We start from the raw sequence: 25030 nt of genomic DNA, 5'->3' as shown, positions 1-25030 counted from the left end.
ATTATTTTATAAATAATTTAATTAATTCTTCAGCAATTTGAACGCTATTTAAAGCAGCTCCTTTACGTAAATTATCACATGTAATCCATAAATTTATGGCATTTTCTTTACTCGCATCATCTCTAATACGTGAGACATATACAGCGTCTTCGCCCACTACTTCAATAGGTGAAATATAAGCAGCATCTTTAGTTTGTGAAATTGTAATAACCCCGTCTGCATCTTCTAGTATTTCCTCAACTTCTTTAGCATCCACTTTACTACTAAATTCTATATTAACGGATATAGAATGACCAACAAATACAGGTACTCGTACAGAAGTTACGCTAACTTTAAGATGATCACCAATGATTTTTTGTAGTTCTAAAGCAATTTTTGACTCTTCGCTTGTATAACCATCTTTATTTAAATCGCCTATGTGAGGAAATAGATTGAATGCAATTTGTTTTGGAAATATATTGGGATCTTTCTCTTCATAGATATATTTAGATTTTGTTTGATCGTAAAGTTCATCCATTCCTGCTTTACCTGCTCCGGATACTGATTGATAAGTAGATATTACAACTCTTTTTATCCTTATTTCATTATCTAATGGTTTAAGTACAACTGCAAGAGGAATTGCAATGCAGTTGGGATTCGATATAATATTTTTAACAGCAAAGTCTTTAAGTGTTGATAAATTAGCCTCAGGTACAATTAAAGGAATATCTTCGCTTAGCCTAAAAAAAGAAGATTTATCGATAACAACACAATTTTTAGCTATAGCACTTGGTATAAATTTTTTTGATACTTCTGAACCTGCTGAAAAAAGTGCAATATCTATTTCTTCAAAATCTAAATCATCTAAGCTGCTTGTTTGTAATACTTGTTCGCCAAAACTAACTTTTTTTCCAATAGAATTATTTGAGGCAACAGCATAGATTTTACTAATAGGAAAATTACGTTCTGCTAAAATATTTAAGGTTTCACGACCGACATTTCCAGTAGCACCGATAACAGCAATATTATATTTCTTAGTCATTTTTACTTAATTAATCCAATAAGTTTTTCACCACCAATAATATGAAAATGGAAATGAAAAATAGTTTGTCCGGACTTCTCGCCTTTATTAGTGATTAAGCGATACCCATCTTTATCTAGACCTGCTTTATTTGCTATATCAGAAATCTTAGCAAAAAAATGCTTTATTTCTTCCACTGAAGCTTTAGAAATAAAATCGGCGTAATCAATATATTCATTTTTAGGTATAACAATAATATGTACTGGTGCGACAGGTGCTATATCTTTAAATGCTAAAACCTGCTCGTCTTCATAAATTACTTCTGCCGGTAAATTTTTATTGATAATCTTTGCAAAAATATTTTCTTTATTGTACATAACTATTACGCTCCAAAAATTTTAATTCAGCTTCTACTTGTGAACCAGCAATTACTATATCTTTAAGCGTATAATCATTTCTTTTTAAATGATTTTCTCTAATATCAGCAGCAAAAAAACCAAATATTAACATAACAATTAGCTTTAATGCAAGCGTTAACTCCGATATGTTAATTGTCATTGCTACTATGTTTATTGCTATAGCTATAATAACAGGTAACCACATTTTATGGTATAGTGCCCAGAATACACTTAAAAGAGCTGCTGTCCATGAAAAACTTTCTTTAATGACAATAAAATTATTATTTTTTTGTGTAGGGTTAATGTATATTGCGTATATATTCATTATTTAAATCTTGAAAATTCACAGGAAAATGAATAATTATAACTATACTCGATGAACTTGAAAAATTGGCTACGTCGTCTCAATAAGATCTGCGGTGCTCACGTATTAAGTATATGCTCCGCTCCTTGACTTATAAACTCCTTGCTCTTTTCCAAGTTGATCTTCGTATACTAGTCTAAGTAATAATGAATATATTACTTAATCAGCAAATTAATATCAATAAATTTTACATTATGTCAGATAATTTAGCCTTACATGGCACTACAATACTTTGTTTAAAAAAGAACGAAGAAATAATTATAGCAGCAGATGGACAAGTTTCACACGGCAATACAGTATTAAAATCTACTGCTCGAAAATTACGAACTATAGCAAATAATAAAATTATTGCAGGTTTTGCTGGTTCTACTGCTGACGGGCTTGCTTTATTTGAAAAGCTAGAAGTAAAAATAGAGCAACATAAGCATAATTTGCTTAGAAGTGCAGTTGAGCTTGCAAAAGATTGGCGTAGCGACAAATATTTACGTCGTTTAGAAGCAATGATGATTGTTGCTGATCGTAATCATATATTAATTTTAACTGGTAACGGTGATGTTGTTGAACCAGAAAATAATGTTGCCGCAATAGGCTCAGGTGGTCTGTTTGCCTTATCGGCAGCACGTGCTTTAATGTCTTACGATAATCCTCTAACTGCTGAAGAAATTGCTTTAAAATCTATGAATATAGCAGCAGATCTTTGTGTATTTTCTAACCATAATATTATAACGGAAAAAGTTGTATGAAATCTACTAAAACTACTAATAATAAAAAAGACCCTATGGGGCTTACCCCATCCCAAATAGTTAACGAGCTTAACAGATTTATCGTAGGTCAAGAAAAGGCTAAAAAAGCCGTTGCTATTGCTCTTAGAAATCGTGGTCGTCGTAAAAGAGTAGAGGGAAACTTACGTAATGAAATAGTACCAAAAAATATCTTAATGATAGGTTCAACAGGAGTCGGTAAAACAGAAATTGCAAGAAGACTTGCTAAACTTACTAATTCTCCTTTTTATAAAATAGAAGCAACAAAATTTACCGAAGTTGGCTATGTAGGGCGTGATGTAGAATCAATAATTCGTGATTTAGTAGAAATAGCTGTCAATACTCAAAAAACGATAGCTAAAACAGAAGTAGATATTAATGCACGTGAGAAAGCAATCGAGAGAGTACTAGATAGTCTAGTAGGTAAGACTTCAAGTAACGAGACGAGAGAAAAGTTTCAAGAAAAAATCTTAAGTGGCGAGCTTGATGATACAGAAATCGAAATTAATGTAGCTGATACAGCACCTGTAGGCGGAGGTAGCTTTGAAATACCTGGCATGCCTGGAGCATCTATGGGAGTGCTTAATCTTGGTGATATGATAGGAAGAGCTTTTGGGACGACTAAAACTAAGACAAAAAAAATGTTAGTTAAAGAAGCGATGAGTATAATTTTATCAGAAGAGTCTGAAAAATTAATCGATCAGGAAAAAATTATCCAGCAGGCAATTAATCTAGTTGAAAATGATGGGATAGTATTCATTGATGAAATTGATAAGATTGCCTCAGTAGCTAATTCTGGAGCAAAAAATTCTGAAATAAGTAGAGAGGGCGTGCAGAGGGATTTACTACCTTTGATTGAGGGAACAACAGTTAACACAAAATATGGTCCTGTTAAAACCGATCACATATTATTTATTGCTTCAGGAGCTTTTCACATTGCAAAACCATCAGATTTATTACCTGAATTGCAAGGAAGATTACCTATTAGGGTAGAGCTGAATTCATTAACTAAAGAAGATATGATCAAGATATTACTTGAGCCTGAAACTAGTTTAATAAAGCAATATTCGGCTTTAATAGGTACTGAAAAGGTAGAACTTGAATTTACGAATTCCGCTATAGAGAAAATTGCAGATTACGCTACTACAGTTAATTTAGAAATCGAGGATATAGGAGCAAGAAGATTGCATACTATACTTGAAAATTTACTTGAAGATATAAGCTTTAGAGCTAGTGAAATGCAAGGTGAAAAAATATCTATAGATGATAAATTTGTAGAAAATCAATTGTCAAAAATACTAACTAATCTTGACTTAGCAAAGTTTGTTCTGTAGTATGCTTTTCCAATTAAAAGTAGTACTCATAAAAAATGATAATTCATATAGCAAGTCTTACATTCAACGGGATTGATATCACTGATGTTGATGTGCAGGTACAAATATCTCCAGGTATACCTGCCTTTACCATAGTAGGGCTTGCTGACAAAAACTATTGCTGAGTCAAAAGAGCGAGTTAAAGCAGCTTTATCTTCTATAGGGCTTGCATTACCCACCAAAAAAATCTTAATAAATTTAGCTCCAGCAGATTTAGTAAAAGAAGGTAGCCATTTCGACCTTGCAATTGCTTGTGCAATACTTACTTCTATGAATATTCTACCGGAAACTGAAATAGCGGAATATTTAATAATAGGCGAATTATCATTAGACGGTTCAATATTGCCGGTAAACGGTGCATTACCTGCGGCAATTGGTGCTACCTCAAGAAGTAAAGGTCTAATCTGTTCAAATAAAAATGCTTCTGAAGTTGCTTGGTCAGGTAATGATAACATACTTGTAGCAGGTAATTTAATTGAACTAGTAAATCATTTTAAGGGCTCACAAGTTCTAACTCCTCCAGAAGCTATCATCCAAGATGAACCGGTAAATTATCCTGATTTTAAAGATGTAAGAGGACAGAATATAGCTAAAAGAGCTTTAGAAATTGCTGCATCAGGTGGTCATAATTTATTAATGTTTGGTCCTCCTGGTACGTAAATCAAGGCTTGCAAGCTGCCTGCCTGGGATATTGCCTAAAATGTCTGTGAAAGAGATTTTAGAATGTAGCATGGTAACAAGTATTGCTGGAAAGTTTTTGGATGGTAAGTTTACTAGGACAAGACCATTTAGAACTCCTCATCATTCATGCTCACTCGCTGCTATGGTTGGGGGAGGGGTTGGAAAAAAAGTAAAACCAGGGGAAATTACACTTGCTCATAACGGAGTATTATTTCTAGATGAACTGCCTGAATTCCCTGGGCATGTTATTGAATCTTTAAGGCAACCTATCGAAAATGGTGAGATACTAATTTCAAGATCAAATGCTCATATAAAATATCCAGCAAATTTTCAGCTAATAGCAGCCATGAACCCTTGTAAATGTGGTTATTTGGGTGATCCGTACAAAGAATGTGTTAAAGCTCCAAAATGTAGTGATGATTATAAAATGAAAATTTCTGGTCCTATTATGGATAGATTTGATCTGCATATAGAAGTACCTAATATTAATATTTATAGTTATGATTTAACAAATGAGAGTTCTGAAGAAAAATCAGAAGATATTGCTAAAAGAATAGAAAAAGTACGCATAATCCAAGAAAGAAGATATGATGGATATAATATTAAAACAAATAATAGATTGGATGGTCAGTTATTGATAGATTATGCAATGCCCGTAGATGAGGGTAAAGATTTACTAAATGAAGCTGCAAGTAAGTTTCGTTTATCAATGCGTGCTTACAACCGAATTCTTAGAGTAGCACGTACTATAGCTGATCTTGAAGATGAGGACAAGGTCTTAAAGCTGCATATTGCTGAAGCTTTAAGCTATCGTAAAATGGAGTATTGATAAATGCATAACTGGAATTTTTATGCAGTTTATGGTATGATAATAGATAATATGGAAGGTAATAATTAACATGTCTGAAATTAATCCTCGTGTAGATTTAGCATTTAAAAAAATCTTTGGAGTAGAAGAGAACAAAGATTTACTAATATCGCTTGTTAATTCAATAGTAGGCAAGGAAGATCAAATTGTAGAGGTAACACTACTTAATCCGTACAATCCGAAAAATTTTAAAGCAGATAAACTTTCTGTACTTGATATTAAAGCACAAAGTGAAAGCGGTAAAATGTTTAACGTTGAAATACAAGTAACGGATGAAGCGGATTATGATCAAAGAGCCTTATATTATTGGGCAAAAATGTATACGCAGCAATTAAAAGAGGGGGACGATTACGCAAAGTTAAATAAAACGATAGGTATTCATATTCTTAATTTTACAAGTATTAGGGATACAGATAAATATCATAATATTTTTAATTTACATGAAAAAGACACCGGCTTAAAATATTTTTATGATATAGAATTACACACGATAGAGCTCAATAAGTTTGCCAAGGGTGCTAAAGAAGACATATCGGATATAGTAGAAAAAGTTAAAAATGCTTTAGATATGTGGCTAGCTTTTTTAACACGTCATGATTTGCTTAATAAGGATAACCTTCCTAAAAAGTTAGATAATAAAGATTTAAAAAAAGCGTTAACAGTACTTGAGATAATAAACTTTACTAAAGAAAAAAGAGAAGAGTATGAAGACCGCTTAAAATGGCTTAGAATTGAAACTAATACTCTTAAAAAAGCTGAAGCTAGAGGTGAAGCTAGAAGAAATATTGAGATAGCAAAGAACTTAACTACTTGATGGTGTAAATATAAATACAATAATGAGAGCTACAGGGTTAATTATAGAGGAAATTGAAAAGCTAAAACAGAGATTGAGAAACTTAAGAAATAATTTAGAACTTTTAAATAAAATGAAAAAAATTTACTTCATAGCAGGTGAGGCATCGGGAGATTTTATCGGTGGTCGTATAATTCAGAATCTAAAAAATGATCAAGAATTAAAGATTATTGGAATAGGAGGACGAAATATGGAAGAAGCTGGCAATTTTGAAACCTTGTTTCCGATATCTGAAATAAATTTTATGGGTTTCTTTGAAGTAATACCGCATATTTTCAAGATAAAAAAATTAATTAATAAAACAGTTGAAGATATAATAAATAATAAACCTAATATATTAATTACTATTGACTCGCCTGGTTTTACTTACCGCGTGGCAGCTAAGGTAAGAGAGCGTTTGCCAGCACTTAAGATGATTCATATTGTTGCACCATCAGTTTGGGCTTATAAAGAGGGCAGGGCAGCAAAATATGCAAAAATCTATAATTGTTTATTTGCTCTACTACCTTTTGAGCCACCATATTTTACTAAAGTTGGGCTTGATTGTAGGTATATAGGTCACCCAATAATGGAGCAGGAGTTTTATAGTGATAAGGCAGCTTTGCAACAAGAGCTTGAAATAGATGAGGATACAAAAGTTTTATGCGTTACTCTTGGAAGTAGAAAAGTGGAAATCTTAAGGCATCTACCAATTTTTATCCCTGCTATTGAAAAAGTTTATGATAACCATAAAAACCTTATGGTGATATTTCCGCTTGCAAATCCTGATCATGAAAGAATAATAAAGCCTTTTTTAGAAAAGGTTAGGTTTGATTATATATTCTCATATGAAAGATTAAAAAGCTATGCTGTCTCTGACTTAGCATTAGCCAAATCAGGTACTAATACTTTAGAGATAGCAGCTTCCGGTACTCCTATGATTGTAGCGTACAAAGTTAATGTTTTTAGTTTTATTATTATTAGGTTATTAATAAAAATCAAATATGTTACTTTGATTAATATAATAGGGAATAGAGAAATAATTCCGGAATTTATTCAATTTAATTGTGAAGCTAATCTTATTAGTGGTAAATTAAAAGAGTTATTGTTAACTTCTCAGGAAGTTGATAAGCAAATAATGGAAAGTCACAAGATTTTACAAGAGTTAGGGTTTAAATCAAACATATATCCATCTTATTTAGCTACAAAAATTATTAGACAAGAATTCTTAAAATAAATTTGTTAAAAGAGAAAGGTTTTTGCTTGAACCGCTCCAAAGCATTTTTTGTGTCATAAAAAACATTAATACTAATATAACAATAAAATATATTTCTATACTTTTTTGCATAGTATTAATCTGTTTCATTAAAGCTTTTAAATCATGCGAAATTTTCTTTTGTTCTTCAATAGTGTCAGAACGCATTGTCATTAAGAAACCTGAAATGCTTCCTAATTTATTATGCAAAGATTTTAGCTTATCGCTTTCGTTATTTTTTGGATCGTTGTCTTGATCTTGTGTCATATTATATAATGCCTCTTATTAAGATCAGTATATATATAGCTTCAAGCAATAAAGTTGATACATCAAATTTAGCGGGTCTCGATTGTGCTCACGTATTTAGTATACGCTCTGCAATCTCGCTCGCAAATTTAATGTCTGAACTTCATTGCTTTTTGCTATACCTTTGATATTTCAAAGGTTGGTAAGTCAAATTTGGAGGTTCATAATTTCTAAAATAGAGTGATATCTACTATAATCTTTTAATATAATCCAAATATTTCAGTGCTAAATTTTTAAAACTCTTGATCTATTTTATAAGAAGCATATAATTATTAGCAAATATATGATCTTAACCAAACTTTAAGTTATTTCTACTACATGTTATTTTGAATGTCAAGAAAAAACCATATTTCATGGTAATATTATTATTTTCTAAGTTTTATAAAAAATGTTAAAAAATATATTAAAAATCAAATTTTTTTTAGCCATACTATCTTTAATTACATTTATTACCATATTAAATTTTGGTGTATTTTATATTTTTGTACCGGGTAATTTAGCTCAAACTAAGACAATAATTATCGAGCCTAAATTATCTATAAACCAAATAGTTACAAAACTTTACTCTAATAAAGTAATAAAATATCCGGAAGTTTTTAAAATAATTGCTAAAATTTACTCCATAAAAAATCCTCTTAAAAGTGGTGAGTATATTTTCACGCATAATATATCGCCGTTGCAAACTTTAAGAGTTTTAGCAAGCGGCAAGTCTGTAATACATAAAATAATAGTGCCTGAGGGTACTGTAGTTCAGGAAGTTGTAAAAAAAATTAATGAAGAAAAACGTTTAATGGGGGAAATAAAAGGAATAATACCTGAAGGATATCTAATGCCATCAACCTATTTCTTTTCATACGGAGATCAAAAAGAACGAATAATAGACCAAATGAGAAATCTAATGTCTAATAACTTAGATAAAGTGATGTTAAATCTTTCACCTGATTCTCCATTAAAAACTAGACTTGATATATTAACGCTTGCGTCTATAGTAGAAAAAGAAGCGGGTTCTGATGCAGAAAAACCTATCATTGCCACAGTGTTCATTAATCGTTTAAAAAAGAATATGAAGCTGCAAGCTGATCCTACTACTATATATGCTTTAACGGAAGGGAAGTTTAAGCTAGCAAGAGCTTTAACTAAAAAAGATTTATTGCAAGAATTGCCATATAATACTTATTATATTAAAGGTTTGCCGCCAGGACCAATTTCCTGTCCCTCATTAAAATCTCTAGAAGCAGTGGTAAAACCTGCTAAAACAGATGCATTATTTTTTGTAGTTGATGGAAAAGGTGGGCATAATTTTTCTAATAACCTTAATGATCATAATAGATTTGTTGAGATGTATAGGAAGAGTTTAGTAAAAACCCCTATAATTGACCCTGAAAAACCAAAAGAAAATTATGAATAATAGTGAATTTAGTAAAATAGCTGAGACAGTAATTGCACATATAGCAGATAGGATTGAAGAACAAAATCAAGACATAGATGTAGACCTACAAAGTGATATATTAAATATCGATACAGCTGACGGCACATATGTAATAAATAAACAAAGTGCAGCTAAGGAAATTTGGTTATCATCTCCTGTTAGCGGACCTTACCATTTTTTCTATGAGCAAGGGAAATGGAAGAATAAAACCGGACTAGAGTTGATGAGTATTTTAACTGACGAGCTTGGAATTAATTTTTAAAGAGTTAGCTAGATTTACATAAACTTAAATCCTTGTCAATAACATCAGAATCTATATTTAAACAATCAAGTATAGAGTGGAAAACGTAATCGTGGCTAATTTCATTATTGGCATAATTTTTAATTGATGTTACTGATTCAGGATGTTTTTGCTTGAATTCATCTGACATCCAGACTAGAAAGGGTACGGTTGTTTGTTCTGCAATTAGTGGTCCGCCATGACCATAATAGCCGTTTTCCCCTAATGATTCGCCATGATCAGAGACATATAATAGAAATGCATTTTTATCTTTTAGCAAATCTATTAAATTAGACAAAAAAAATCGGTGTATAAAATAGAATTATCGTAGCTATTAACAAGTGCTAGCTGCTCGCAGTTACTTGCATCAGACTTAATTTTACCACTGCAAATAGGAGTAAATTGCTCAAATTCTTTAGGGTATCTTGCGGTGTAATTCCAATGGCTACCGGATGTATGAACTACTATAAATTGTTTATTTGAATTTGAAATTATTTCTTGTACAAAAGGAAGCATTTTTCCATCATGATCATTTAGGGAAAATAAAGCAGAGCCCCCAGGTACTATGGTAAAATTAACGTCATTATAAATAGTGCCTAAGTCAAAATTTGCAAAATTTCTCATTAAAGTTTGTGTACCGATCCAAGTAGTATTAAATCCTAAACTAGTTAAAACTGCTAAAAAACTATTTTCAAATTTATTATTTTCAATTTGATTTGCCGGATAACGGGAAAGCAGAGACGGTACGGAAATATAAGTTAAGTTTGATGCGGATTTAGCTTTAAAGGAAGTAAGATTTTTAATATTTTTTAATCGGGGTGTTGTATCACGCATATAACCATTAATACCGAAACGATCAAATCTTGCTGATTCTCCTATAACTAAAACGCCAATAATATCTGCATCGGAATTATCCACGAAATTATACTGCTTACTAATGTCTATTTGAGCATGATTTTTACCTCCTAGGTTTCCAGCAAAATTAAGATAAGTATTATGTAAATATTGAACAGGAAAGTAGTTTTTTAATATTTTAAAGGATGGAGTAATAACATTATATAAAAAGATAAGTAAGCAAGCTGCTGATAATAGTTTTGTGATGAAAGATTTAGTATCAGAAGTGGCAAAAGATTTGAGAGTATAAAGACAAGCAAATAAGCTAAAAATTATCCATATTATTAATTTAATACTTATAAGTTCATAAACTTCGTTTAAATCTGTTGAAAAAAAACTACCAATTACTTGTTTAGTAGGAGTTACCTTAAAGAAATAAATATAATAGCTAGCTATTGCAGAAGTGATAAATAAAAAGCATGAACCAAATTTTAACGCTAATCTATGTACGCTAAGACCAAAAAATGCTATAAAAGAAAATATATAAATATAGCAAAAATCTTTTGATAGTTCTAATATTCCTCTAAAGATTGTTGCTTTATAATAATCAAATTTATAAATTAATATTGCGCTATTGAATAATAAGCAGTAAATAAAGGCTAAAATTGCCGATAATTTAATTAATTTGATATCTAAATGTTTTTGAATATTTTTTAGCATATAATAAAATAATTATATAAATTTTGTACACACAACCTATCATGATCATAAATAATCTTCAAGAATTTTATCGGCTTTTATTACCAAATGCACCTCTTATCTCTATTGATTACGGCAGCAAAAAAATAGGCATTGCTATATCTAATCAAGAACGTAATATAGCCATGCCATTGAATATTATCACTGAAGCAAATAAAAAAGCAATCATAGCTTCTTTACTTGAGAAAATTGAACAATATAAAGCTTGTGGTATTGTAATAGGCTTGCCAATTGACATGAGCGGAATACAGACGGAGCAAACAGCTATAGTGATAAAATTTGCTGAAGAATTGACAAAATCTATAAATTTACCTATATATCTACAAGACGAACGACTCACTACAAAAGCCGCAAACAATTTTCTAAAATCATTTGGTATTAAACGAAAAGAACGTAATAATAATGATGATGCAGTAGCAGCTAGTATGATCTTAGAGACAGTCCTTAATTCTATTAACAAACTTTAGGTTCGAGTCCTCTAGGGCTTGCCATAGAGGACTATTTTTGAATTGGAACAAGAAAACCCTACCAGATCAAGGAATAAGTGGGTGTGAAAAACGTTTTTATATTAAATTTAAAAAATGTTTCCAAGTCGAACCTTTAAATAGCTTATTATATTAGGGTTTTAAGTATAGCTTATTCCGTAAATGTAAGAATGGTATAAAGCAGAGGACTATTTGCTAACCTAGAAAATGTGAATTTATTTTTGGAACAATTAATATTAATATGTAAATAATTTTTATGGAAGATTTAAACAGCTGGAAAGAAAAATATGAAGTTTGTGAATATGCTAAAAAACTTCTTGATAAAATTGAGGATTTAAACGCCAAAGTAAAAAACCCTATAGATATTGATGAAATTAAAAAAGGTATTTATTACGCTCGTAAATATCATGGTCTTCAAATGCGTCAATCAGGTGATCCGTACTATTCCCACCCTATTGAGGTAACTATAATGCTTGCAGAGTTTGTAGCGTATAATGCTCCAAAGCTTTACAACGCTATCATGTTACAAGCAGCATTGCTTCATGATACTATTGAAGATATGGAACTTACTGAAGAAATAATTACTGACAGCCTGTCTTGAAAAGATATAAGAAATAATTTATATTGTCAAAAAATAATAAAGTAGGAATATGTATCCCAGTGATATAGTGGAAGAAGAAAGGATACATTTAGCTCCATTTGTTGGTCCTTGCAAGATAGGACGGTCACGTAAACATAATATAAGAGATATAATTAATGGCATTCGTTACGTAATGAGGAGTAGTTGTCAGTGACGATTATTACCTAAAGATTTTCCCCCATGGCAAACAGTATATGACTATTATTTACGTTGGCGTAAGAATGGTAGATGGTAAGAAATACATGATAGATTAGTCCAAAAAGTAAGGGAGAAAGAAAGTAAGAAATCCACTCCTACTGTAGGGATTATAGATAGTCAGTCTGTTAAGACTACCCAAAAAGGGGAGCTAGAGGATATGATGCAGGCAAGAAGATTAAGGGTAGGAAACGCCATATAGTTACAGATACACTTGGTTTAGTATTATCATGTGAAGTACATTCAGCAGGTATACAAGACAGAGATGGTACTAAAAATGTAATAATCAAGGCAAAAGCAAAATATCCTAGTATTATCAAATTTTTTGCAGATAGTGGTTATGCTGGAGCATTACAAATTTGGTGTTTTTTAACTGTAAGAGCATTACTGACAATTTCTCGTAAAATTGTTGATCAAGTGGGGTTTAAAGTGATTCCCAAGCGTTGGATAGTTGAACGTACTTTTGGCTGGCTCAATAATTTTCGTCGTATGAGTAAAGACTATGAGCATAACTATAAAACTTCTGAACATATTATTTATATCAATATGATTACACTTATGCTTAAAAAATTGACTAAACCTTAATTTCAAGACAGGCTCTGAGATTTTTGGTGCAGAAGTTGCAAAGCATGTAGAAGGTCTAACCAGAGTTAAACCTAGTGGAAAAATAAGTACCGAAGAAAGTCTTAATTTACTAATTAAACAAAAAAGATATGATACTGTACTTATAAAACTATTTGATCGTATTCATAATATACAAACCTTAGAATCTAAGACCCCTGAAAAAGCCTATAAGATAATTAACGAAACGCTAAGAAAATTTTTAGTTTCTGCTATACATTTAGAATGTTACGAGATTGAAGAAAAGTTTAGTAACATATGTTATAAATTTCTAAATGATAGTAAACTTTATGATGAAAATCATAATTTATAAATAACCAGCTTTCTTTTCCAATTCCTGAAAATGATTAAGACCAAACATACAAGTCACAAGTAATGGTACCATAACAATAAATAACCCATACTGACCAAAATATTTAGTTAGATATATAATTCCAAATGAAGTAATTACATACATTAAAGCTCTAGAAATAGCATATATCATGCTGCTATAGGTAAAACGTTTAAAAACTGGAAAATGTCTAAAGAATATAGAAACAGCGGGAACAGTATCAAAAGAGCATGATATTATGCATATTTGAATTAAAAGAAGTTGTATAGGTGTGGTTATATTTCCTAAAAGATATGGGGAAGATAAAATAAATATAAATAATAATACTAATTTTACTCTAAGAATTTTTAAAGGATATATTTTATAACTTAAGAAACATATTAAAGATAAAGTAGCCAAATGAAACATTGAGATAATAAAATTATGATGAATTACCTGAGAAGCACTATATCCAAATGAATTCTTTAATACTTCACCGCAGGTAATATAAGTGTAATAGAAACATATAGACCAAGCACAACTCATTATAAAGAAATATATTGTTGTCTTTCTACTAGGTTTTTGATTAAAAATTTCATCATGTTTTAGTTCTTTTGTGTCTAATTGATCTTTTCATATCTTCGTAAAAGTCTAGCACTTGCATTTACAAAGTCGGGTGTTTCTCTAAGCTTGGTTCTAGCATAACCACCTATGACTGCGATAGCTGCACCTATCCAAAAAGCAATACGCCAATTTAATCCATGTGTAGTAACTAAAGAAGCTACAGCAAGTGCTGCTGTGGTTCCGATTACTGATGCTACAGCAATAAAAGAAACTAAAGGATATTGAACAGGTGGCTTTGTAATTTCAGTTAAATATAACTCTGCACCTACTATTTCACCTACGGATGCCATACCTTGAACTGCACGGCAAACTGTGATTAACACAGCAGCAAAATAACCTATTTGCTCGTAGGTAGGAGCGTTAGCCATCACTACACATGATAAAGCCATTAAGGTAGTTGTCATAATAACTGTGGACTTCCTACCTAATTTATCACCAATTCTTCCGAAGATATATGCTCCTAATGGTCTGAATATAAAAGTAGAGCAAAAGGTAAAAGCAGAGAGAAGAGAAGTAACGCTAGTCTCATATTTAGGGAAAAATAGTTCATTTAATAATACTGCTAAATGAACATATAACATTAAGTCAAAATATTCTAAAAAGGTGGCAGTAGATAAAATACCAGCAGCTTCTTTTGCTCTCTGGTTAAAGTTGTTTGTTCTTTTGCGTAACCTAGCATAATTTTCCTACAAAATAAATTGTAAAAAAGCTATACTTGTTTTACATAAAAGTCAATAAAGAATGTTAGTTAAGTGTTAAAAAAGTTAAATATGAATTTAAAGCTCTTTTATCTAAATCTATATCTTCTATTTCGCCGCTTTTGCGGTTTTTAAGTTCGACAATATTATTTGCAGCTTTTTTAGGACCAATTATTATTTGGTAAGGTGAGCCGATAAGATCATGTGTTGCAAACTTACTACCAGCTCTTGCGTCAGTATCATCGTATAACACGTCAATATTTTGAGCAAGTAGCTCATTATATATTCTTTCTGCAAGTTCTATACATTTGCTATCATGGATATTTAAGTTGATTAATGAAATTTTAAAAGGTGCAACAGCGATAGACCATATAATACCTTTTGCATCGCTATTTGCTTCTATGATAGCTGCAACTAGCCTTGAGATACCTATGCCGTATGAACTCATCTCTACAGGTGTTAATTTGCCATGCTCATCATTAATAAGAGCATTCATATTAACAGAATATTTTGTGCCAATATAGAAAATATGCCCAACTTCTATACCTTTGCTGCTAGTTATTTCTTCATCAGAAGATAATTTACTTGCATCGTGCTTCTCTTCAGCAGCTGCATACCAGCTTTTTATTTCTTCAATATCAATATCAGTATTATCCCTTAAAGTTTTAAATCTTTTGTCATAATAAATAGTGCTTTCACCGGTTTCGGCAATAATATGAAACTCATGGCTTAAATTTCCGCCTATCGGACCATTATCAGCAATAACTGGAATAGCAAATACACCTAAATCTCTGAAAGTGTTAATATAAGCTTTATACATTTGGTTATAGGTCTTAACCGCACTTTCTTCATCGATATCAAAAGAATAGGCATCTTTCATGAGAAATTCTCGACCTCTCATAACACCGAAGCGTGGTCTAATTTCATCACGAAACTTCCATTGAATATGGTAAAGATTTTTTGGCAAATCCTTATATGATTTAATATTATTACGGAAAATATCCGTAACCATATCTTCGTTAGTTGGACCAAATAACAAAGTATTATCGTGACGATCCTGAAATTTTAGCATTTCTTTGCCGTAATTATCAAAGCGTCCGGATTCTACCCATAAATGAGCCGGTTGAATGCAAGGCATTAGGACTTCTAGGCAATCTGCTTTATCCATATTTAAGCGTACAATATTCTCAATATTTTTAAGCACTTTTAAGCCGAGTGGTAACCAGCTATAAATACCAGCAGCTTGTTGCCTAATCATTCCACTTCTAAGCATTAGCTTATGAGAAGTTATTTGGGCTTCACTTGGGTCTTCTTTTAAAACAGGTAGGAAATATTTGGATAGTAACATATTATTTTTTCGAAGTAAGGTTTAAGAATTCATGACGATATTTTTGCTGTTCGGCAAATATTCCTGTATAGTGCATAGTGTTCATGATGCTGTTATCTTGCATTACACCACGCATTGACATACAGCTATGTAAAGCTGATATTTTAACTGCAACACCAAGTGTTTTTAAATTTTCCTGCACGCTTTCAGCTATTTGTACTGTCATTTTTTCTTGAATTTGTAATCTCTTAGCAAAAGCGTTTACTATTCGTGCAAGCTTACTTATACCAACAATACAATTATCCGGAATATAAGCTATATGTACTGTACCGCTAAAAGGTAACATATGATGTTCACAAAAAGAGGTAAATTTTATGCCCTCTAATGAGATAAAATCTTGAAAATTACCGGTATCACTAAATTTTGTTTCTAATATTTCCTCAATATTTTTGCTATATCCTGAAAATATTTCTTCATAACTTTTGATTACTCTATCCGGAGTTTTAAATAATCCTTCACGATTGGGATCCTCACCGATAAATCTTAGTAATGTTCTTACTGCCTCTTTTGCTTCTTCTTTTGTCGGTTTTTTAATCGTCATAATTTTGTTTATTTTTCAAAAAGATTGTTTTACCACAAATATAAACAAACATCAAGCCACCTACTATAGCAATAAGCCCGCCGCCGCCCATCATACCCATTAATAGCTTAGCAGATAGCGGCATTACAGTATTGGGGTCTTTACGCATAACGCCGTAACCGCCAGCAAAAGCAAGCCCTAATATATGCAAAATCTGCCCGAATGTTAGGAGGTAGAGTGTGGTTGTCATTGTCACCCCGTGTGCGGTTATTAATGTCATCCCGCGGCTTGACCGCGGGATCTTGTACCGCAGATTGTGTTCTAAGATACCGCGATCAAGTCGCAAGATGACAGATTGATAACAATACCCCATACAAGCAATACTTATTCCTACGATAGAACCATGATAATGTGCAGGGATCACTACATTTATGCCTGATATATTCATGGCTATCAAACCGCCGAGTAGGAATAGACTAATAGAGCAGAGGAGGGTGGATTTGATGATATCGTCATTGCGAGGAAATTGCATAGCAATTGACGAAGCAATCTCAGCAAACATTCTGAGATTGCCACGCTCCTTATAGTCGCTCGCAATGACGCTACAGTGACATAACGATTCAACTACTATACCACCCACACATAATCCAGGTGCTATGCCGCCTAGATATTTCATATGGTTTGTATAAAATTCTTTAAAGTTACCATCAATAATATCGTAAGAGATATGCCCCCAGATAATAAGAGTGCTGAAAACAAAATTTAAATACAGCAAAAACAGATAGAATTTTTGGAATTTTGATTCTTTGCCTATTAGCTTTTCAAATAACATAATCCAGATAAACATTGCTATTTGAGTATAAATAAATTGCAATAAATGACCGCCACTCCAAAAAAGTAATTCATAATAAAATTCTATCTCAATAGGTATGATTTGGATAACATTTTGTAAATCATTATAAGAACACCAAAAACAAACCCAAGTTAATATGAACATTATTATAGTCGATAGAATAGTAAAATTAACTAAACCACTCCAATTTGCCCAATCAAATAAATATAGAATATTTAAAGCGTATAATAGCAAAGTAATACCGAATAAGCTAAGACCTAAGACAAATATTATATTCTCAAGCATCGGTATATAATTATTCATAACCGGATTATGTCCAGCTATAGGGGAAATGGCTATAAGGATGGTAGCAAAGAAAGTGAGTTTAGGGTAGAGGTGGAACGTGTCATTGCGAGCGACTAAAAGGAGCGTGGCAATCTCAGGATGTTTTACAAGATTGCCACGTCGCTTTGCTCCTCGCAATGACGATTCGCTACCCCAAACACTAGCCGTAATAGATAGTAGCCAAATTAATACCGATAAATCAACATGGATAATTAACGCAGATTTGAAAATATGAGGATTTGGGGAAAAGCTAGCAAGTTGCGGTGTACGAAGAACTACCAAAACAATCGAATATAAACCAGCAAAACCTAACGATATTATACTAAGCTTAAGCCAAGCTAAGGTTAAATTATTGCTTTGTAAACTAGTATAATTGGAATTCATGATAGAATAATAATTAATTAAAATTTATTGCTTGTAAAAGATGAAAATTATACTTTATAAGTTATAAGATAAACAACTTTCCTAATCAAAAAAGTATATCTATGTTCAATTTTTTACAATCGAATTAAGAGTTATTTTTAATATCAATCTATACATTTTTAATCATATTAACAATAAGACATTTTATTAAAAATAAATATCTAATAATTTTGTATCATGCGGTCACATTTTTAACATTTTTTGTTATGTCTATTGGTTGAGGAAGTGTAGAAAATGACGCATATAAGCGATATGAACAGTTTGTTTTGTTAGAGCAGAATAAGCAATTAGAAGATGCTAAAAAATCCTGATCAATTTGATTCAATGTTTCAAATTGATCTTATGCAGTTCAAAGATTCAGTTGAATTTAAAAAATATCTACTAGATATAGATAATTCCGTAGATAAAAGTGAAGCTATGATGGTAGGATGGATTTTCGCATTTTTATATGAAATTTCTAAAATTTTTGCTTTCTTATTTGTTTTGATTCGCCAGAAAATTATACGAATTAAACAACTTTTTAAGTAGATATGTTAGGTGGCACGGTTAAATATTCTTCTTTCCATAACTCATTATAAAGGATAGGATCAATATTGCCGCCTGATATTAGTACAAGCAGTTTTTTAGGAGTTGTTTGTGTTTTTAACCAGTTTACTACCGAAATCATATTTATACTACTTGATGGTTCGCATATTACTTTCAGCAAATGAGTAAGCCAAGCCGTCCAATAATATATCTCGTATTCTTCAGCTAAATAGAAATGATCGAGCTTTTTTAAATATTCAAAAGTACGTGCCGAAACACTAAGAGTTTTAAGACCATCAGCGATGGTATTAGGCGAATCCTTAAACCTAAATATTTCATTATTTTTAACAGATAAATAAGCATCATTAGCCGATAGCGGTTCTGAGCCTATCAATAAACTTGTCGGTGATATTAGTTCCTTGGCAAGGTAAGATCCTGAAATTAATCCACCACCGCCGCAAGAGGCAAAAATAGCATCAGGGCTAAATCCTAATTGCTGTAATGCTTCATAGCATAGGGTACCTGCTCCTGCTATTGTAGAATCGCTATCTGATGGGTGCATATAATAAAAGTCTTGCATTTCATCTAGCTTTGCTTTTTTTTCTGCCTCTTGCCGAGTATCGGTATATATAACTTCCCCACCATAATGAATTACTGCTTGTTGCTTTACATGAGAAGTATTTAATGGCAAATAAATTCTTGCTTTAATACCAAGCAACTTACCTGCATAAGCAAGCCCGATTCCATGATTACCTGTGCTATAGCCAACTATTTTTTCAGGTAGTTTTCCTTGTTCTTTTAATTCTAATAAATGATTTAATACACCTCTAACTTTAAATGCTCCGGTTTTTTGCAGTGATTCAACCTTAAAAAAAACCTCATGTCCCAGCATTTCGTTTAAGCTTTCAGAATGAACCATTGGAGTTAAATGCAGATATTGTTTAATCCTATTATGTGCAGTTGCTACATTTTTGGGATTTTGAAGTAATAAATTCATAAATAATAATTAATAATGGTAGCTTGAAATCGTCTTAATACTATATTATATAGTTAATAACCGTCAAATTTCAAAGGTTTTAATTGATGAATAAAAAATCACTGCCATTAATGGCACTGCGAGATATAGTAGTATTTCCTGGTGTAATTGCTCCTGTATTTGTAGGCAGGCAAAAATCCCTGCATGCTCTCTCTAATACTACACTTTCTGAAGAAGATAATAGCAAGTACATTTTAGTAACATTACAGAAAAAATTTGATCAAGAAAATCCAAATAAAAACGAGCTTTACGATGTTGGCATACTTGCTAAGGTTATTCAGATAGTAAAATTACCTAACACTACTGCAAAAATATTAGTAGAAGCAATAGCAAGAGTAAAGATAAGCAATATTAAAGGTGATGAAGCATTTGAAGCAAATTATGAAATTATTCCTGATGAAGAGATATTTGATGCTAATAATATGCGGTCATTAGTTGATAATGCTGTGCAGTTATTTGCTAAATATGCAGGTAATGATAAAAAAATCAATGCAGAAATTATTGAAACTATAAATAAAGAAATAAGTGAGACTACTAATTTTATAAATATTATAAATATTTTAGCTTCACATTTGATTACCTCACTTGAAGAAAAACAACGATTACTTGAGGAAACAAGTCCTTTTAAGCGTATTAGTACAATCATTAACATTCTTACATCCAATATAGTTAATTCAGAAACCGAACAAGCTTTGCAGCAAAGGGTGAAGAAGCAAATAGAGAAGACCCAGCGTGATTATTATTTGCATGAGCAGATGAAAGCAATTCAGAAAGAACTTGATGAAGATAAATCAGATCTTGCTGAATTTGACAAAAAAATTAAAGCTGCAAAACTATCGAAAGAAGCTAGAGAAAAAGCCGAAGCTGAGCTTAAAAAACTCCGCACTATGAACCAGATGTCAGCAGAATCCGGAGTAACACGTAATTATCTTGAGACGTTGCTTAGTTTGCCTTGGGGTAAATATGATAATAGTAAAATCGATATTAACCAAGCTGAGAAAATTCTAAATCGTGATCATTTTGGCTTAGAAAAAGTTAAAGAGCGAATAATAGAATATTTAGCAGTATTACAGCGTTCCAATAAAATTAGAGGTCCTATATTATGTTTAATCGGTCCTCCTGGCGTTGGTAAAACATCTTTAATAAAATCTATTGCCGAGGGAATGGGTAGAAAGTATACCAAATTTGCCCTAGGTGGTGTTCGAGATGAGGCTGAAATTAGAGGGCATAGAAAAACTTATCTTGGCTCAATGCCTGGTAAAATCCTTACTCAGCTTAAGAAAGTTAAAACAAGTAACCCTGTTATGTTACTTGATGAAATAGATAAAATGGGTTCAGATTTTAGAGGTGATCCTGCATCAGCATTGCTTGAGGTGTTAGATCCTGAACAGAATAGCCATTTTGTCGATCACTATCTAGAAGTAGAATATGATTTATCAGATGTAATATTTATAGCAACTGCTAACTCTATTGATAATCTACCTCGACCATTGTTTGATAGGATGGAAATTATAAATATTTCTGGTTATGTAGAAGAAGAAAAAATCCAAATAGCCAAGGAGTACTTAGTTCCCAAGCAATTCAAAATGCACAAAATCAAAAAAGATGAAATTAGCATATTCGATGATGCTATTTTAGATTTAATTAGATATTATACTAAAGAGTCAGGTGTAAGGTCATTAGAGCGTGAAATAGGAGCATTAACCAGAAAGGCTTTAAAGCAAATTTTGGCCGATAAAAAAGTTAAGCATATTTCTGTAGATAGCAATAATTTAGAAGAGTTTTTAGGGGCTAGAAAATATAATTTTGGTCTTGCAGAAAAAAACGATCAAATAGGTAGCACTACAGGGCTTGCTTATACGGAGGTAGGAGGAGAGCTTTTAACTATTGAAGCTTTATCATTCCCAGGAAAAGGTGAAATCAAAACTACCGGAAAACTTGGCGATGTAATGAAAGAATCAGCAATGGCTGCATATAGTTGCTTTAGAAGAAGAGCGGCTGATTTTGGCTTAAAATATGAAGATTATAAAGATTTTGATATTCATATCCATGTTCCTGCTGGTGCTATTCCAAAAGATGGACCTTCTGCTGGTTGTGCTTTGTTTACCACCATTGTTTCGTTGATGACTAAAATACCGGTACGCCGCACTGTCGCTATGACTGGTGAGGTAACTTTACGAGGGAATGTATTGCCGATTGGCGGTCTTAAAGAAAAGCTGCTAGCCGCAAGTAGGGGAGGGATTAAAACCGTATTAATTCCGGAAGAAAACGTCAAGGATTTAAAAGACATACCACCAAATATAAAAAGTAGTCTAGAAATTATCCCTGTCTCAAATATTGATCAGGTACTAGAGCATGCTTTAACAAAAAAAACCTAGTAAACGCAAATAGCGGGTTATGCAATAATTCGCTATCCGCATTACTATAATTTTTGAGCTTCTAATAATAAAAATATATTAGATTTTTTTATTATATCTAGCTCTCTATTTGTAAAAGCTTGTAGACTAATTTCATCTAAAAATAAATTATGTTTTCTAATATTATTAAAACCCACTTGTTTCATTAATTGTTTTATGGTTTCAAAATTTCTTTGATAGGAGGTTACGATGCAATTTTTTGTAATTTCTATTTGTATTGAGGAACCATCGCTATACTTATTATTGCTAACTAAAGTTTTTACAGGAAGCTTCAATATATCAAAGACTTCTGGGTAAAATGAAGCACTTAAAATATCTAAAGTACATATTATAATTCTTCCTTGTTGCTTTAGACATTTATAACAATTATCAATAAATATTTTTAGCTTATCGAGAGTTTTCACGTATAATATTACAAATACAGTATAAACAATATCATATTTATTTTCTCCTATAATTAAAGGAGCGGTGGTGTCAGAAAAATCTATGATAAAATATTCTATATTATCGTTGTTGATAGTATTTTTACATAATTGTATTTGATGCTTGGAAATATCACACCCTATTAATTTTGAAGGATTATCTTTTAAAAGGATTTTTAAATATCTACCAAATCCACAACCTACATCTAATACGGTTTTGTTTTTTATATTTCCTATAAGATTTATAATATGAGGATTGATAATATAATTGTTATTCCTAAACTTAGCAGTTTTTTTTAAGATTCATTAATATTTTTTAATTTCCAACTTTCCATTATAAATAATTTTGAGTTTAGCTAAATATGTTATTAATAATATTATTATCGATATATTGACCTCTAGAATTTTCTTTTAAAAATTCTTCATTGAGAAAATTTTTTATTGAATTTACATAAGGTAATAATATGTTGTTAATATCAATAGTTTCTTTTAAGTTGTTAAGTAATGTTTGTACTACTAACTGCTGTATTTTAGGGTGTAACATCTCTATTTGAGGAGCGAAAGTATAATTTTTCATTAATTGAGTTGTTGCTTGAATAACTCCACCAAGTAATAATCCACGAGTAAGCTGAATATATTTAAATGGCACAGACTTACCAGAATTATCAAAATTTATAGGGTATCCCCCTTTTAATATTTTAATATATCCTTCTTTTATTGGACACTCAATTTCTCTTAAAGTATTTAAGTTCTTATAAGGATAATTCTTTTGTATATATTTTAATAAAGAATTAAATTCGGTATCTTGTGATGAGCAGCTTATCAAATATTTAATACCAGATAGTTTATGCAAATCAAGCGATGTAGTAATGTCTGTACCTGTACAACCAAAAATAAAATTTGCTTTTTGAAACAATAGTTGTATATCATTAGTAGTTTCAATAAAATCAAGAGGTGGTATTTTATGTATGTTTTTATCGTATACTACTATGCGTTGATTAGTTGATAATAGTTCCTGAATAATACTACTTCCTATTACTCCACAACCTACTATTCCGTATATAATATTTTTAGAATTTAATGGAATAATTTTTTTTAATTTTTCTATAACTATTTTAGTAATCATTGGTGATTCTAAAAATTGTTTTGCACAAGAATAAGCGACGTTAATAAGGTTAAAAATATTGTTTTTAACTTGAGAAATACCTGATGATGTTTGCTCTATAGTATAAATTTTATAATTATTACTTAAATATTTAGGGATATTCGTTATACAATGTCCTCCATCATCAAGAACAATTATATACGGAGTCCTCAAATTAGTACTAATTTTATCCCACATATTTTTTATATCATAATTAAAATGATCTTTAAAACATCCGAGTTGTTGTGGGTATGAACTAGCGTGATATACTACACCCATTTGAATAATTCGTTCTTCTACTTTAGAACATGTATAGTAAATTAAGTTGAGGTTTGAGTATAGGGATGATATATATAAAGGAAAATGCCAAGATCATATAGTCAAGATTTTAGAAAAAGAGTTATAGGATATGTAGAAAGAGGTAATAGCTGCAATAGCACTGCGATAAGATTTGAAATAGCAGCAAACACAGTAAGGAATTGGTATAAGAGATATAAGTCCGAAGGACATTATTTAGCAAGAAGAATAGGAGGCAAAAAAGGACGGGTAACAAGTCAAGATGTTGAGTTGTACGTGAGTTCTAATCCTAATTTCACATTATTAGAAATGGGTACGTATTTTAATATGAGTTCTGTGGGTGCGTATTATTGGTTAAAGCAACTAGGTTTTAGCTATAAAAAAAAGACTTTTCCTACTTGGAAGCAAGTCAAGAAAAGCGAGATAAGTACCAAGAGGTCATAAAAGATACACCAATAGAACATCTTGTATATATTGATGAAAGTGGTATTGAGATAAATATCTGCAAAGATAGAGGATGGGGCAAAAAAAGCGAAAAACTTATTGGTAAAAAAAGCGGTAAATATTACAACAGAACAAATATCATAGCTGGTTATGTTAATAAAGAGTGTATAGCACCGATGATATTTAATGGAACATGTAATAGACAATTATTTGAAAGTTGGGTTGGAGAATTTTTAATAAAAGAGCTAAAACCTGGACAAGTTGTAGTGATGGATAACGCTGCTTTCCATAAGTCTCAAAGGACCAAAGAACTAATAGAATCAGTAGGTTGTAGGATAATATTCTTACCACCTTACTCCCCTGATCTAAATCCAATAGAGAAATTTTGGGCCAATATGAAGCGATGGATTAAAGCTACAATTACTCAATTTGATCAATTATATAATGCTTTAATTCAATTCTTTAATACGCAAACTTCAACTTAATTTACCATATCTATATAAAAATTATTTGCCATATTTATAG

Annotated in this window: 26 protein-coding genes and 3 pseudogenes; 17 read left to right on the top strand and 12 right to left on the bottom strand. The window is 31.4% G+C overall.

The window, feature by feature from the left end; translation table 11 throughout:
• Window position 1: 1 nt before the first annotated feature.
• The 3 genes from asd to ACICQC_RS06585 are packed head-to-tail and all read right to left on the bottom strand — an operon-like array spanning window position 2 to window position 1723.
• Window positions 2–1021 (bottom strand): aspartate-semialdehyde dehydrogenase, encoded by a 1020-nt coding sequence (asd, locus tag ACICQC_RS06595; protein ID WP_395476440.1) that lies wholly within the window; start codon window positions 1019–1021, stop codon window positions 2–4.
• Window positions 1022–1023: 2 nt separating this feature from the next.
• Entirely contained in the window at window positions 1024–1377 is a 354-nt protein-coding gene (locus tag ACICQC_RS06590) for an HIT domain-containing protein (protein WP_012152003.1), read from the bottom strand.
• Window positions 1367–1723: a DUF2628 domain-containing protein gene (locus ACICQC_RS06585; RefSeq protein WP_395476439.1), complete on the bottom strand. Its 357-nt coding sequence runs from the start codon at window positions 1721–1723 to the stop codon at window positions 1367–1369. The genes ACICQC_RS06590 and ACICQC_RS06585 overlap by 11 nt, the downstream gene beginning before the upstream one ends.
• Before the next feature lie 233 nt (window positions 1724–1956).
• On the opposite strand from ACICQC_RS06585, the gene hslV reads away from it, so the two are divergent.
• The 7 genes from hslV to lpxB all read left to right on the top strand — a co-directional run bounded on the left by hslV (window position 1957) and on the right by lpxB (window position 7514).
• Entirely contained in the window at window positions 1957–2505 is a 549-nt protein-coding gene (gene hslV / locus ACICQC_RS06575; protein ID WP_011477485.1) for an ATP-dependent protease subunit HslV, read from the top strand.
• A complete protein-coding gene (hslU, locus tag ACICQC_RS06570; RefSeq protein ID WP_395476438.1) occupies window positions 2502–3857 on the top strand; it encodes an ATP-dependent protease ATPase subunit HslU in 1356 nt (451 codons plus the stop codon). Before hslV ends, hslU begins: the two co-directional genes overlap by 4 nt.
• A gap of 35 nt (window positions 3858–3892) precedes the next feature.
• Window positions 3893–4021 (top strand): ATPase, encoded by a 129-nt coding sequence (locus ACICQC_RS06565; protein ID WP_395476437.1) that lies wholly within the window; start codon window positions 3893–3895, stop codon window positions 4019–4021.
• Window positions 3999–4556: a magnesium chelatase domain-containing protein gene (locus ACICQC_RS06560; protein WP_395476436.1), complete on the top strand. Its 558-nt coding sequence runs from the start codon at window positions 3999–4001 to the stop codon at window positions 4554–4556. Before ACICQC_RS06565 ends, ACICQC_RS06560 begins: the two co-directional genes overlap by 23 nt.
• Before the next feature lie 40 nt (window positions 4557–4596).
• Window positions 4597–5406: an ATP-binding protein gene (locus ACICQC_RS06555; protein ID WP_395476435.1), complete on the top strand. Its 810-nt coding sequence runs from the start codon at window positions 4597–4599 to the stop codon at window positions 5404–5406.
• A gap of 70 nt (window positions 5407–5476) precedes the next feature.
• The gene (locus ACICQC_RS06550; RefSeq protein ID WP_395476434.1) at window positions 5477–6259 is read left to right on the top strand and encodes an Rpn family recombination-promoting nuclease/putative transposase; all 783 of its coding nucleotides are present in this window, start codon (window positions 5477–5479) and stop codon (window positions 6257–6259) included.
• Window positions 6260–6371: 112 nt separating this feature from the next.
• Window positions 6372–7514 (top strand): lipid-A-disaccharide synthase, encoded by a 1143-nt coding sequence (gene lpxB, locus ACICQC_RS06545; RefSeq protein ID WP_395477672.1) that lies wholly within the window; start codon window positions 6372–6374, stop codon window positions 7512–7514.
• On the opposite strand, the gene ACICQC_RS06540 is transcribed toward lpxB, so the two are convergent.
• Window positions 7506–7799: a hypothetical protein gene (locus ACICQC_RS06540; RefSeq protein ID WP_011477479.1), complete on the bottom strand. Its 294-nt coding sequence runs from the start codon at window positions 7797–7799 to the stop codon at window positions 7506–7508. The two genes, lpxB and ACICQC_RS06540, sit on opposite strands and share 9 nt — an antisense overlap.
• Window positions 7800–8226: 427 nt before the next feature.
• Between ACICQC_RS06540 and mltG the strand changes: the two genes are divergently transcribed.
• Entirely contained in the window at window positions 8227–9246 is a 1020-nt protein-coding gene (mltG, locus tag ACICQC_RS06535; RefSeq protein ID WP_395476433.1) for an endolytic transglycosylase MltG, read from the top strand.
• Window positions 9239–9529 carry an iron donor protein CyaY gene (gene cyaY / locus ACICQC_RS06530; protein ID WP_395476432.1) on the top strand — a complete coding sequence of 97 codons (291 nt, stop codon included), beginning with the start codon at window positions 9239–9241 and terminating at the stop codon, window positions 9527–9529. The genes mltG and cyaY overlap by 8 nt, the downstream gene beginning before the upstream one ends.
• Before the next feature lie 4 nt (window positions 9530–9533).
• Here the strand turns inward: cyaY and ACICQC_RS06525 are convergent.
• Window positions 9534–11101, bottom strand: a pseudogene (locus tag ACICQC_RS06525) (phosphoethanolamine transferase).
• Window positions 11102–11142: 41 nt separating this feature from the next.
• Here ACICQC_RS06525 and ruvX point away from each other — a divergent pair.
• From ruvX to ACICQC_RS06505, 4 genes and pseudogenes are all read left to right on the top strand, one after another.
• Window positions 11143–11607, top strand: a complete 465-nt coding sequence (gene ruvX, locus ACICQC_RS06520) for a Holliday junction resolvase RuvX (protein ID WP_395476431.1) — start codon at window positions 11143–11145, stop codon at window positions 11605–11607.
• Between the two features lie 274 nt (window positions 11608–11881).
• A pseudogene (locus ACICQC_RS06515) lies at window positions 11882–12214 on the top strand (guanosine polyphosphate pyrophosphohydrolase); the annotation flags it as partial.
• 61 nt (window positions 12215–12275) lie between these two features.
• Entirely contained in the window at window positions 12276–12419 is a 144-nt protein-coding gene (locus ACICQC_RS06510; protein ID WP_395476275.1) for a hypothetical protein, read from the top strand.
• 218 nt (window positions 12420–12637) lie between these two features.
• Window positions 12638–13045: a transposase gene (locus ACICQC_RS06505; RefSeq protein ID WP_395477632.1), complete on the top strand. Its 408-nt coding sequence runs from the start codon at window positions 12638–12640 to the stop codon at window positions 13043–13045.
• Between the two features lie 343 nt (window positions 13046–13388).
• Here ACICQC_RS06505 and ACICQC_RS06500 read toward each other — a convergent pair.
• From ACICQC_RS06500 to ACICQC_RS06485, 4 genes and pseudogenes are all read right to left on the bottom strand, one after another.
• Window positions 13389–14694 (bottom strand): annotated as a pseudogene (locus ACICQC_RS06500) (MFS transporter).
• A gap of 65 nt (window positions 14695–14759) precedes the next feature.
• Window positions 14760–16061, bottom strand: a complete 1302-nt coding sequence (gene proS, locus ACICQC_RS06495) for a proline--tRNA ligase (protein WP_395476430.1) — start codon at window positions 16059–16061, stop codon at window positions 14760–14762.
• Between the two features lies 1 nt (window position 16062).
• Window positions 16063–16641 (bottom strand): GTP cyclohydrolase I FolE, encoded by a 579-nt coding sequence (gene folE / locus ACICQC_RS06490; RefSeq protein ID WP_395476429.1) that lies wholly within the window; start codon window positions 16639–16641, stop codon window positions 16063–16065.
• Window positions 16631–18181 carry a hypothetical protein gene (locus ACICQC_RS06485; protein ID WP_395476428.1) on the bottom strand — a complete coding sequence of 517 codons (1551 nt, stop codon included), beginning with the start codon at window positions 18179–18181 and terminating at the stop codon, window positions 16631–16633. The genes folE and ACICQC_RS06485 overlap by 11 nt, the downstream gene beginning before the upstream one ends.
• Before the next feature lie 333 nt (window positions 18182–18514).
• On the opposite strand from ACICQC_RS06485, the gene ACICQC_RS06480 reads away from it, so the two are divergent.
• On the top strand, window positions 18515–18748 hold the full coding sequence (locus ACICQC_RS06480) for a hypothetical protein (RefSeq protein WP_395476427.1): 234 nt from the start codon (window positions 18515–18517) through the stop codon (window positions 18746–18748).
• On the opposite strand, the gene ACICQC_RS06475 is transcribed toward ACICQC_RS06480, so the two are convergent.
• Complete coding sequence (locus ACICQC_RS06475) at window positions 18741–19742, bottom strand: serine/threonine dehydratase (RefSeq protein ID WP_395476426.1); 1002 nt, start codon at window positions 19740–19742, stop codon at window positions 18741–18743. The two genes, ACICQC_RS06480 and ACICQC_RS06475, sit on opposite strands and share 8 nt — an antisense overlap.
• A gap of 86 nt (window positions 19743–19828) precedes the next feature.
• Here ACICQC_RS06475 and lon point away from each other — a divergent pair, with 86 nt between their 5' ends.
• On the top strand, window positions 19829–22159 hold the full coding sequence (gene lon, locus ACICQC_RS06470; protein ID WP_395477671.1) for an endopeptidase La: 2331 nt from the start codon (window positions 19829–19831) through the stop codon (window positions 22157–22159).
• 44 nt (window positions 22160–22203) lie between these two features.
• On the opposite strand, the gene ACICQC_RS06465 is transcribed toward lon, so the two are convergent.
• Both ACICQC_RS06465 and ACICQC_RS06460 read right to left on the bottom strand, forming a co-directional pair.
• Window positions 22204–22848, bottom strand: a complete 645-nt coding sequence (locus ACICQC_RS06465; RefSeq protein WP_395477669.1) for a class I SAM-dependent methyltransferase — start codon at window positions 22846–22848, stop codon at window positions 22204–22206.
• 124 nt (window positions 22849–22972) lie between these two features.
• On the bottom strand, window positions 22973–24043 hold the full coding sequence (locus ACICQC_RS06460) for a hypothetical protein (protein ID WP_395476425.1): 1071 nt from the start codon (window positions 24041–24043) through the stop codon (window positions 22973–22975).
• An 84-nt stretch (window positions 24044–24127) separates the two neighbouring features.
• On the opposite strand from ACICQC_RS06460, the gene ACICQC_RS06455 reads away from it, so the two are divergent.
• On the top strand, window positions 24128–24505 hold the full coding sequence (locus ACICQC_RS06455) for an IS630 transposase-related protein (protein ID WP_395476240.1): 378 nt from the start codon (window positions 24128–24130) through the stop codon (window positions 24503–24505).
• Window positions 24460–24990 (top strand): IS630 family transposase, encoded by a 531-nt coding sequence (locus tag ACICQC_RS06450; RefSeq protein WP_395476342.1) that lies wholly within the window; start codon window positions 24460–24462, stop codon window positions 24988–24990. The genes ACICQC_RS06455 and ACICQC_RS06450 overlap by 46 nt, the downstream gene beginning before the upstream one ends.
• Window positions 24991–25030 lie beyond the last annotated feature (40 nt).

Origin of the sequence: Rickettsia endosymbiont of Pantilius tunicatus (assembly GCF_964291875.1) — a bacterium.
Lineage (GTDB): Bacteria > Pseudomonadota > Alphaproteobacteria > Rickettsiales > Rickettsiaceae > Rickettsia.
Note: the sequence above shows the minus strand (reverse complement) of the source record. Positions and strands in the feature narration are given on the sequence as shown.